This is a genomic window from Zestomonas ipomoeae, assembly GCF_057128665.1.
Window position 1 is genome coordinate 1 of sequence record NZ_JBSKHQ010000036.1, and the last position, 9,673, is coordinate 9,673.

The 9,673-nt window shown below is 64.9% G+C and carries 8 protein-coding genes and 1 pseudogene; 6 read left to right on the top strand and 3 right to left on the bottom strand.

Features of this window, described 5'->3' with window-relative positions; all coding sequences use genetic code 11:
• Positions 1 to 296 precede the first annotated feature (296 nt).
• Positions 297 to 1,634 (bottom strand): DEAD/DEAH box helicase, encoded by a 1,338-nt coding sequence (locus ACWKV7_RS23485; protein WP_487249236.1) that lies wholly within the window; start codon positions 1,632 to 1,634, stop codon positions 297 to 299.
• Between the two features lie 145 nt (positions 1,635 to 1,779).
• Between ACWKV7_RS23485 and ACWKV7_RS23490 the strand changes: the two genes are divergently transcribed.
• On the top strand, positions 1,780 to 2,301 hold the full coding sequence (locus ACWKV7_RS23490; RefSeq protein WP_483860131.1) for a DUF4166 domain-containing protein: 522 nt from the start codon (positions 1,780 to 1,782) through the stop codon (positions 2,299 to 2,301).
• Between the two features lie 13 nt (positions 2,302 to 2,314).
• Entirely contained in the window at positions 2,315 to 2,737 is a 423-nt protein-coding gene (locus ACWKV7_RS23495) for an anti-virulence regulator CigR family protein (protein WP_483860132.1), read from the top strand.
• Between the two features lie 3 nt (positions 2,738 to 2,740).
• Here ACWKV7_RS23495 and rarD read toward each other — a convergent pair whose 3' ends face one another.
• Both rarD and ACWKV7_RS23505 read right to left on the bottom strand, forming a co-directional pair.
• Positions 2,741 to 3,640 carry an EamA family transporter RarD gene (gene rarD / locus ACWKV7_RS23500; protein WP_483860133.1) on the bottom strand — a complete coding sequence of 300 codons (900 nt, stop codon included), beginning with the start codon at positions 3,638 to 3,640 and terminating at the stop codon, positions 2,741 to 2,743.
• A gap of 151 nt (positions 3,641 to 3,791) precedes the next feature.
• Complete coding sequence (locus tag ACWKV7_RS23505; protein ID WP_483860134.1) at positions 3,792 to 4,358, bottom strand: GNAT family N-acetyltransferase; 567 nt, start codon at positions 4,356 to 4,358, stop codon at positions 3,792 to 3,794.
• 245 nt (positions 4,359 to 4,603) lie between these two features.
• Here ACWKV7_RS23505 and ACWKV7_RS23510 point away from each other — a divergent pair, with 245 nt between their 5' ends.
• From ACWKV7_RS23510 to ACWKV7_RS23525, 4 genes and pseudogenes are all read left to right on the top strand, one after another.
• Positions 4,604 to 8,086, top strand: coding sequence for a hybrid sensor histidine kinase/response regulator (locus ACWKV7_RS23510; RefSeq protein ID WP_483860135.1), 3,483 nt, complete (start codon positions 4,604 to 4,606; stop codon positions 8,084 to 8,086).
• Positions 8,087 to 8,139: 53 nt separating this feature from the next.
• A complete protein-coding gene (locus tag ACWKV7_RS23515; RefSeq protein ID WP_483860136.1) occupies positions 8,140 to 8,265 on the top strand; it encodes a hypothetical protein in 126 nt (41 codons plus the stop codon).
• A gap of 261 nt (positions 8,266 to 8,526) precedes the next feature.
• Complete coding sequence (locus ACWKV7_RS23520) at positions 8,527 to 9,279, top strand: substrate-binding periplasmic protein (protein ID WP_483860137.1); 753 nt, start codon at positions 8,527 to 8,529, stop codon at positions 9,277 to 9,279.
• Between the two features lie 100 nt (positions 9,280 to 9,379).
• Positions 9,380 to 9,496: pseudogene (locus tag ACWKV7_RS23525) on the top strand (IS110 family transposase); the annotation flags it as partial.
• Positions 9,497 to 9,673: the final 177 nt, after the last annotated feature.

Sequence of the window (9,673 nt, forward strand, 5' to 3'; positions counted from 1 at the left end):
ATTTTGATCGATTTTCCGCTTTCAAAATCAGCGGAGGCTGAAGTCAGCCAGAAATGCATGGCTACTTCAGAGGATCCCTAGCAACCCCAACCCAGCACCGGCAAGCAGCCACCAAGCCCCACCCGATGCCGTTCCGCAACCCGTCATACCGGCGAAGGCCGGTATCCAGGGGCAGGCAGCATCAGGGTTTACGGTGAGACCGATGCGCCCCGGCCTTCGCCGGGGCGACGGGGATTGGGAGGCCGGGCGAATGGCAACCCGGCCCGGCACCGGTAGGCAGCAGCAAAGGCCTGACCTTACTCCGCCGCCGGCTTCTTGCGCTTGAGGGGGGCCATGCCGTCCTGGCTGACGATGGCTGAGGGAGCGCTCGGCTTGGGACGGGCAGCCGGTTTGCGCTTGGCCGCGGCCTTGGCGGCGGTTTTCTTCTCGCCCTTCTTGTCGGTCTTTTTCTTCTTCACCCCGGCGGCCTTGCCGGAGGCCTTGAGGTTCTTCGGCCCCTGGTAGGTGCCTTTCAATTCCTTGATGGTGCGGCGCTCGAAACGCTGCTTCAGGTAGCGCTCGACGCTGGACATCAGGTTCCAGTCGTTGTGGCAGATCAGCGAAATCGCCAAGCCCTCGCCACCGGCACGGCCGGTACGACCGATGCGATGCACGTACTCGTCGCCTGAACGCGGCATATCGAAGTTGATCACCAGGTCCAGCCCTTCGATATCCAGCCCGCGCGCCGCCACGTCGGTGGCCACCAGCACCTTGGTGCCGCCCTGCTTGAGGCGCTCGAGGGCGAGCTTGCGTTCCTTCTGGTCCTTGTCGCCGTGCAGTACGAAGACCTTGTATTCGCTGGCCACCAGGTGACCGTAGAGGCGATCGGCCTGGGCCTTGGTGTTGGTGAAGACAATCGCCTTCTGATAGCTCTCGTTGGCCAGCAGCCACTGCACCAGGCGTTCTTTGTGGGCCGGGTCGTCGGCGGTGATGATCTGCTGGCGAGTACCCTCGTTGAGTTCGCTGACGCTGTTCAAGCGCAGGTGCTGCGGCTCGCGCAGGACCTTGGCGACCATCTCGCGCAGGCCGTTGCCGCCGCTGGTGGCGGAGAACAGCAGGGTTTGCTGGCGATTGGCGCACTCGTTGGCCAGGCGCTCCACGTCCTCGGCGAAGCCCATGTCGAGCATGCGGTCGGCCTCGTCGAGCACCAGTACTTCCACCTTCTTCAGGTCGAGGTTGCCGGCGTTCAGATGTTCGATCAGCCGCCCCGGCGTGCCGATCAGCACATCCGGCACCTTGCGCAGGAGGGCCGCCTGGACCTTGAAGTCCTCGCCGCCGGTGATCAGGCCGGACTTGATGAACGTGAACTGGGAGAAGCGCTCCACTTCCTTGAGCGTCTGCTGGGCCAATTCGCGGGTCGGCAGCAGGATCAGCGCACGAATATCCGCCCGCGGCCTGGCCTCGCCGATCAGCCGGTTGAGCAGCGGGAGGACGAAGGCGGCGGTCTTGCCGCTGCCGGTCTGCGCGATCACCCGCAGGTCATGCCCCTCCAGTGCCGGCGGAATGGCCGCCGTCTGCACCGGCGTGGGCTCGACGAAGTTCAGCTCGGCCACGGCTTTTAGCAGGCGTTCATGCAGGGCGAATTGGGCAAACACGGGGCGCAACCTCAAAAAAGAACAGAAACGGCTGCATAGCCTACCGGTTGTCGCGGCGGAAAACCCGCAATCCGTGCATTCGCTGGCGAAATGCCGCCGGCCGGCGCGCTATGCTGTCGCCACTTTTTTCATGAAGCGCTTATCCATGAATGCATTGATGCAACACCTCGGACCGGCCTTTTCCGACTTACCGGACCTTCTGCAACGTGCCCATATCGGTGACACCCACCTGCACGGACCGGTGAATGTCACCCGCGGGCGCGGCCCGGCACGCTGGCTGGGCAATCTACTGGGCATGCCGACGGCGGGCGACGCCGTGCCGCTCACCGTGCACGGCCGCCACGAAGCCGAAAACATGCACTGGCAGCGGGATTTCGCCGGTCGCCGAATGGTCAGCCATTTCCGCCTCGAGGGCGACTACCTGTTGGAGCAGATGGGCCCGGTGCGGTTGTTCATGAAGCTGCAGGTGGAAAACGGCCGGCTGGTCTACCGCCTGCACCATGCTCGGGCATTCGGCCTGCCGCTGCCCGGCCCGCTGGCGCCTAGACTGATTGCATTCGAGGCCGAGGAAAATGGCCATTATCTGTTCAAGGTGGAAGTGCGACTACCGCTGTTCGGTCTATTGGTGGGCTATTCCGGGTACCTGCAACTGCACAGCGACAACTGAGTGAGGAAAAACCATGACGTCCACAACACGCGTTTTACTGGCTGGCACCGTTATGACGCTGTCGATGCTGGCAGTAGCCGCCCCCAAGCATGAGAAGACGGAAGGCAAGCACAGCCAAGCCGAAACCTCCCATAGCGAAGACGGGGTCCGCATCGATGTCCGTAGCCCGAGCATCGACATTGGTCGGGTACGCATCGTTCTCGGTGAAAACCGCAACCTGATCGGCTCGACCAGTGCGCTGCCGCCCGGCATTCGCAAAAACCTGGCACGCGGCAAGCCGCTTCCACCAGGCATCGCCAAGAACTTCGACAGCCGCGTGACCAACCAGCTGCCGCACTACGAAGGCTACGAATGGAAGCAGGTCGGCCGCGACGTGGTACTGGTGGCCATCGCCACCGGCATCATCTACACGGTACTGGAAAACATTCTCGACTAAGACTTACAACGTGCCGCTCCTGGCCTGGCGATGCAGCAGCCGCGCGCTGTCCCAGCCAGTGAGCAGCACCGCCAGCCAGATCGGCCCGTAGGTCCATAGCTGGCCGACATCGAACGTCTCGCCGAGCAGCAGCACGGCGACGGCGAACAGCAGCACCGGCTCGACGTAGCTGAGAATGCCGAACAGTCCCATCGGCAACCGTCGACTGGCGGCCATCATTGCCGCGAAGGCCAGGGTACCGAGCACGCCGAGCCCCGGCAGCAGCCACCAGAGTTGCGGCGCCTGGCTGAACAGGTCGACCGGGCCATGGCGCACGATCAGCCAGATCGCCAGCGGCATCAGAACCAGCATCTCCAGGACGAAACCGGACAACGCATCCAGGCGCGTCCAGCGGCGCAGCATGAAGTACGGCGGATAGCCCAGCGCACAGGCTAGGGTCAACCAGGAAAACGCACGGGTCAGCCAGAGTTCGTGCAGCACGCCGATCAGGGCAAAGGCCACCGCCAGTTGCTGCAGCGGCCGCAGGCGCTCGCCGTAGAACAGCCGCCCGGCCAGTACCATCACCAGCGGCAGCAGGAAGTACCCCAGGGACAGCTCCAGCATGCGCCCCACCAGCGGCGCCCAGAGAAACAGCCCCCACTGCACGCCGATCAGCACGGCCGCCAGCGGCAGCGCCGCCACCAGCAGCGGCTCGCGGCGCAAGCGCGCGAAGGCGGCGCCGAGCACTGTCCATTGGCGACCGATGGCGACCAGCAGCAACACCGCCGGGATAGACCAGAGCACGCGCTGGGCGAAAACCTGCACGCCATCCAGGGGAGCCAGCTCGCGCACGTAGCCGGGAATCAACGCGAACAGCACGGACGCGCCGACGGACAATGCCACGCCACTGCCGGACAGCCTCATGACGGCCTCGATGAACAGGAAGGAAAGACGGGAGCGAACATGGCGACCTCGAACTGCGGGTGCCCTGACATTAGCCGCTTCGCCGCGCTTGCGACAGGTACAGCGGCGCAGAAGCAGTCCGCGCCTGCCCGCCGCCGACCCACACAGCGGGTCAGCTGAAACCGGCTTCCATCTGCGTCTTCACCGCTGGCCACTCGCGGTCGGTGATGCTGTAGAGCACGCTGTCGTCGAGGCGCCCGTTGGCCAGCCGCCGGTGGTTGCGCAGCACGCCTTCACGCACTGCACCGAGCTTCTCGATGGAGCGCTGGGCGCGCTGGTTGCTCGCCGCGGTTTTCAACTGCACGCGCACCAGCTGCCATTCCTCGAAGGCATGGCGCAGCATGAGGTATTTAATGGTGGCGTTCAGACCGCTGCCGTGTTGGGCGCGATCGAGCCAGGTCCAGCCGATTTCGGCGGCGGGCAGGTCCATCAGGTAGTCGCCGAAGCGCGTCGTGCCGATCAGCCGGTCGGCCAGGCGCACGGCGAATACCACCGCGCGCTCCTCGCGCTGCTCGGCCAGGCCGTGGCGGTACCAATCCGGGCTCAGCGAGCCGTTCATGTAGATCAGCTCGTCACGGTTGGCTTCGGCCAGCGCCAGCAGCTCGGGCAGGTCGGCTTCGCCGAGCGGTTCCAGGCGCAGGGCGCCACGCTGGAGGGTGACCGGTTGGGGTTTGAACATCTGCGCCCTCCTTCATTTGTCGACGCAACTGAGACTCTGCTGCTTTCAGAGTTGCTCCGCACCGGGAAGTGCCCTTGGTCCATGACCGGATAGGGAACACGACGGCTGATCACCTTACCCGGGCCTACCGCGAACTGTCATGCGGCAACTCTGCGACCTTGGTCGCAATGGCCTGACGGCCTGCCGCTTTGCTGCGAAACTGATAGAGCTCGTTTAGCGGGTATTCGTTACAACCGGGAGTCTGCATGTCGCTGTCCAGCGGGTTGATCGCCACGGTCGCCCTGGTCTACATGACCGTTCTGTTCTCCATTGCCTTCTATGGCGACCGCCGCCGAGCGCCGATGCCGCCGCGAGTGCGGGCCTGGGTCTACAGCCTGTCGCTGACGGTGTACTGCACCAGCTGGACATTCTTCGGCGCGGTCGGCCAGGCCGCCGAGCAGCTCTGGGCGTTCGTGCCGATCTACCTCGGGCCGATGCTGCTGTTACTGTTCGCGCCCTGGGTGCTGCAGAAGATGGTGATGATCAGCAAGCAGGAGAACATCACCTCCATCGCCGACTTCATCGCCGCGCGCTACGGCAAGTCGCAGCCGCTGGCAGTGGTGGTGGCGCTTATCTGCCTGGTCGGCGTACTGCCGTATATCGCCCTGCAACTCAAGGGCATCGTGCTCGGGGTGAACCTGCTGATCGGTGCCGGCGCCGAGTCCACCGGCACCCGCGCCCAGGACACCGCGCTGATCGTATCGGTGGCGCTGGCGCTGTTCACCATTCTGTTCGGCACCCGCAGCCTCGATGTCACCGAACACCATCGCGGCATGGTGCTGGCCATCGCCTTCGAGTCGCTGGTCAAGCTGCTGGCGTTTCTCGCCGTGGGCGCCTTCGTCACCTATGGCCTGTTCGACGGTTTCGGCGATCTGCTCGAGCGCGCCGAGAGCGCCCCGCCGTTGCGCGAATTCTGGGCCGAGGCGGTGAACTGGCCGGCGATGCTGGTGCAGACCGGCATGGCGATGATTGCCATCGTCTGCCTGCCGCGCCAGTTCCACGTCACCGTGGTGGAGAACATCGAACCCGCCGACCTCAAGCTGGCGCGCTGGGTGTTTCCCGCCTACCTGGCGCTGGCCGCGCTGTTCGTCGTACCGATCGCCCTGGCCGGGCAGATGCTGCTGCCGGCCGGTATGATGCCGGACTCCTTCGTCATCAGCCTGCCGCTGGCCGAGGCGCACCCGGCCCTGGCCTTGCTGGCCTTCATCGGCGGCGCCTCCGCAGCCACCGGCATGGTCATCGTCGCCTCGGTGGCGCTGTCGACCATGATCACCAACGATATGCTGCTGCCCTGGCTGTTGCGCCGGCGCGCCACCGACCAGCCGTTCGAGGCCTTCCGCCACTGGATGCTCAGCGCCCGCCGGGTCAGCATCGTGCTGATCCTGCTGCTGGCCTACGTCTGCTACCGCCTGCTCGGTTCCAGCGCCAGCCTGGCGACCATCGGCCAGATCGCCTTCGCGGCCATCGGCCAACTGGCGCCGGCGATGTTCGGCGCGCTGGTGTGGAAGCAGGCCAACCGCCGCGGAGTGTTCGCCGGCCTGGCCGCCGGTTCTTTCATCTGGGCTTATACGTTGGTGCTGCCGCTGGCGGCGCGCGGCTTCGGCTGGTCGCTGGAGAGCTTCCCCGGCCTCACGGCGCTGCTCTACCAACCGCTAGGCATGGAGATCGACCCGCTGACCCGCGGGGTGGTGTTGTCGCTCGCCGGCAACGTGCTGCTGTTCACCTGGGTTTCCTACTTCTCGCGCACGCGGGTTTCCGAGCACTGGCAGGCCGGCCGCTTCATCGGCCAGGACCTGGGCGCCAAGCCAAGTGCCCGTAGCCTGCTGGCGGTGCAAGTGGAGGACCTGCTGACCCTGGCCGAGCGCTTCGTCGGCACCGAGCGTGCCCGCGCCAGTTTCGAACGTTTCGCCCAACGTCAGGAGCGGCCGTTCGAGCCGCAGCAGACCGCCGACAGCGACTGGATCGCCCACACCGAGCGGCTGCTGGCCGGCGTGCTCGGCGCCTCCTCTACCCGCGCGGTGGTCTCGGCGGCCATCGAGGGCCGGGAGATGCAGGTCGATGATGTAGTGCGCATCGTCGGCGAAGCCTCCGAAGTGCTGCAATTCAACCGCGCCTTGCTGCAGGGCGCTATCGAGAACATCACCCAGGGCATCAGCGTGGTCGACCAGTCGCTGCATCTGGTGGCCTGGAACCGCCGCTACCTGGAACTGTTCGACTATCCCGACGGGCTCATCGGCGTCGGCCGCCCGATCGCCGAGATCATTCGCTACAACGCCCAGCGCGGCCTGTGCGGCCCCGGCGATGTGGAGGCCCATGTGCAGCGGCGGCTGGACTGGATGCGCCAGGGCCGCCCGCATACATCCGAGCGGCTGTTCCCCAATGGCCGGGTCATCGAGCTGATCGGCAACCCCATGCCTGGTGGCGGTTTCGTCATGAGCTTTACCGACATCACCGCCTTCCGCGAAACCGAACAGGCGCTGAAGGAAGCCAACGAGGGACTGGAGCAACGGGTGGCCGAACGCACCCAGGAACTGAGCGCCCTGAACGAGGCACTGAGCGAGGCCAAGAGCACCGCCGAAGCCGCCAACCAGTCGAAGACCCGCTTCCTCGCCGCGGTCAGCCACGACCTGATGCAGCCGCTGAACGCCGCCAGGCTGTTCTCCGCCGCCCTCGCCCATCAGGACGATGCCCTGCCGGCCGATGCCCGTGAACTGGTGCGTAACCTCGACAACTCGCTGCGCTCGGCCGAGGATCTGATCGCCGACCTGCTGGACATCTCGCGCCTGGAGAGCGGGCGCATCACACCCGAGCGCGGCGCCTTCGCGCTGGACAGCCTGTTCGCCACCCTCGGTGCCGAGTTCAAGGCCCTGGCCCAGGAACAGGGCGTGGATTTCCGCCTACGCGGCAGTCGTTTGCGCGTCGACAGCGACATCAAGCTGCTGCGCCGCATCCTGCAGAATTTCCTGACCAATGCCTTCCGCTATGCCAAGGGCAGCGTGCTGCTGGGGGTGCGCCATCTCGACGGCCACCTGCGTCTGGAAGTCTGGGATCGCGGACCGGGCATCCCGGAAGACAAGCGCAAGCTGATCTTCGAGGAGTTCAAGCGCCTGGACAGCCACCAGACCCGTGCCGTCAAGGGCCTGGGGCTCGGCCTGGCCATCGCCGACGGCCTGTGCCGCGTGCTCGGCCACCCGCTGGAGGTGCGTTCCTGGCCGGGCAAGGGCAGCGTGTTCAGCGTCACCGTGCCGCTGGCGCGCGGCGGCCTGCCGGCCAAGGTCGCCGCCACGTCTGGCGCACCGCTGGATGGCCAGGCACTGAGCGGCACCCAAGTGCTGTGTATCGACAACGAAGACAGCATTCTCAGCGGCATGCACAGCCTGCTGTCGCGCTGGGGCTGCCAGGTATGGACCGCGCGAAATCGCCTGGAATGCGAGCATTTGCTGGACGAGGACGTGCGCCCGCAACTGGCGCTGGTGGACTACCACCTGGACGAGGGCGAGACCGGCACCGAGCTGATGGCCTGGCTGCGCACCCGCCTCGGTGAACCCCTGCCGGGTGTGGTCATCAGTGCCGACGCGCGCCCCGAGCTGGTGGCCGAGGTGCATGCCGCCGGGCTGGACTACCTGAGCAAACCGGTCAAACCCGCCGCGCTACGGGCCTTGCTCGGGCGTCATTTGACCTTGCATTGAGTCGGCAACCAGACTCGAGGAGCCAACCCGAGCTATTCACCACACGGCCCGAGATGCCCTTCGACACTGGCGACGGCATTCTCGCCACGCGCATCGGCAACGCCCTCGCCGGCCTGATGGTGCATTGCCACCGACAGCTACCGTCCGGATGGCAGGCGGTGGTCCAGCCCGGTTTGTGATTGAGTAAACAGCTGGGTTCGAAGGGAGAGATGAAGGGACGGCCCCGCGCCATCCCTTCGGATTTCGTTCACTCGTGCAGGTTGGGCGTCCTTCGTCGGCTCAGCCTAAGTACTTGATGCTACGCGGCTCCTGTTGGCGAAAGCGCCTTGTTCTCGAGCCATCCAGCATATATACCGATAGCGTGGCGGTAATAATTCCATTACCGACTTCTATGCGGCGCAAGGTCACCGAGCGTATGAGTCGATACCAAGGAGTAGTACATGGGACGCAGGTTCCTCCGGGGATGCTTGCTCATCCTCCTTGTGCTGGGGACAACTGCGCAGGCGCGGGAATTGCGTGTAGTCGGCACGCATTTCGCCCGCGTTTTCGAACAGGCCCCGAACGGTGAATTCACCGGGCTTAGCGCGGACCTGATCCGGGAAATCAGCAAACGTACCGGCGACACCGTACGCTTCGGCATCTACCCCTGGGTGCGAGCCCAGGCCCTGGTTGAGCGTGGCGAGGCCGACATACTGATCGGCCCCTACAAGACCCCGGAACGCGAAGCGCGCTTCGCCTTTTCCGATCAGGCGTTCTACCGCGACCGCATGCTGTTCTACGTGCGTAACGGGATGCCGATCCAATGGAACGGCGACTATGAAGAGCTGCGCGGCAGGCGCATCGCGGTTGTCCACGGCTGGGCCTACGGCGCGACGTTCGACCATTTTCGCGAGACCATCCAGGCGCAGACTGCACAGACGCTGGAAAACGGCCTGTTAATGTTGATGTATGACCGTATCGAGATGCTGGCGACGAATCAGCGCAATACCGAAGACCTGCTGCCGCAATTGAACCTGACCGACAAGGTGCAGCCCCTTCTGCCACCTATCTCCGAACAGGACGGCTACTTCGCCTTTCCCAAGACGCCGCAGTATCAGAGCCTGCGCGCGCAGTTCAACGATGTGTTCAACGATATGGTGAACAGCGGCGAACTGGCGCGACTAGCCAGGCAGCACGACGTTCGCACTCCGTGACACCATCAGATGCCCACAAATTCAGTCCTCAAGAACAACGCGAAGAGTGCACCTGCCCTGCGCACATGAGCAGGGCTGGCGAGGCGGTTGATGTTCAGGGATCGGCCACAACAAGGCGACGGTGGCACTGGCGAACAAACTGGTGCGGATCTGCTGGGCGGTGTGGAGCCACGAGCGACGCTTCAGCGGCGACTGGCAAAGCGCAAAACCCGCCTGACGGCGGGGTAATCAGCAAGGCGTCGTGATTTTTCTGGTGGTTGTAGTGAACAGCGGGACTGTCGGAACAGGTGAATCGCCCCGGGTTTCGTGGAGGCCTCAACTCTTGAGAAGATGAGGCTATGAGAAAATCCACGACCTACTCCCCCGAAGTCCGTGAACGTGCCGTGCGCATGGT

Bases quoted from the DNA above. Each gene is read 5' to 3' on its own strand.
- ACWKV7_RS23490 (WP_483860131.1), top strand. From the start codon at position 1,780: ATGAATGCATTGATGCAACACCTCGGACCGGCCTTTTCCGACTTACCG.
- ACWKV7_RS23495 (WP_483860132.1), top strand. From the start codon at position 2,315: ATGACGTCCACAACACGCGTTTTACTGGCTGGCACCGTTATGACGCTG.
- rarD (WP_483860133.1), bottom strand. From the start codon at position 3,640: ATGAGGCTGTCCGGCAGTGGCGTGGCATTGTCCGTCGGCGCGTCCGTG.
- ACWKV7_RS23505 (WP_483860134.1), bottom strand. From the start codon at position 4,358: ATGTTCAAACCCCAACCGGTCACCCTCCAGCGTGGCGCCCTGCGCCTG.
- ACWKV7_RS23510 (WP_483860135.1), top strand. From the start codon at position 4,604: ATGTCGCTGTCCAGCGGGTTGATCGCCACGGTCGCCCTGGTCTACATG.
- ACWKV7_RS23515 (WP_483860136.1), top strand. From the start codon at position 8,140: ATGCCCTTCGACACTGGCGACGGCATTCTCGCCACGCGCATCGGCAAC.
- ACWKV7_RS23520 (WP_483860137.1), top strand. From the start codon at position 8,527: ATGGGACGCAGGTTCCTCCGGGGATGCTTGCTCATCCTCCTTGTGCTG.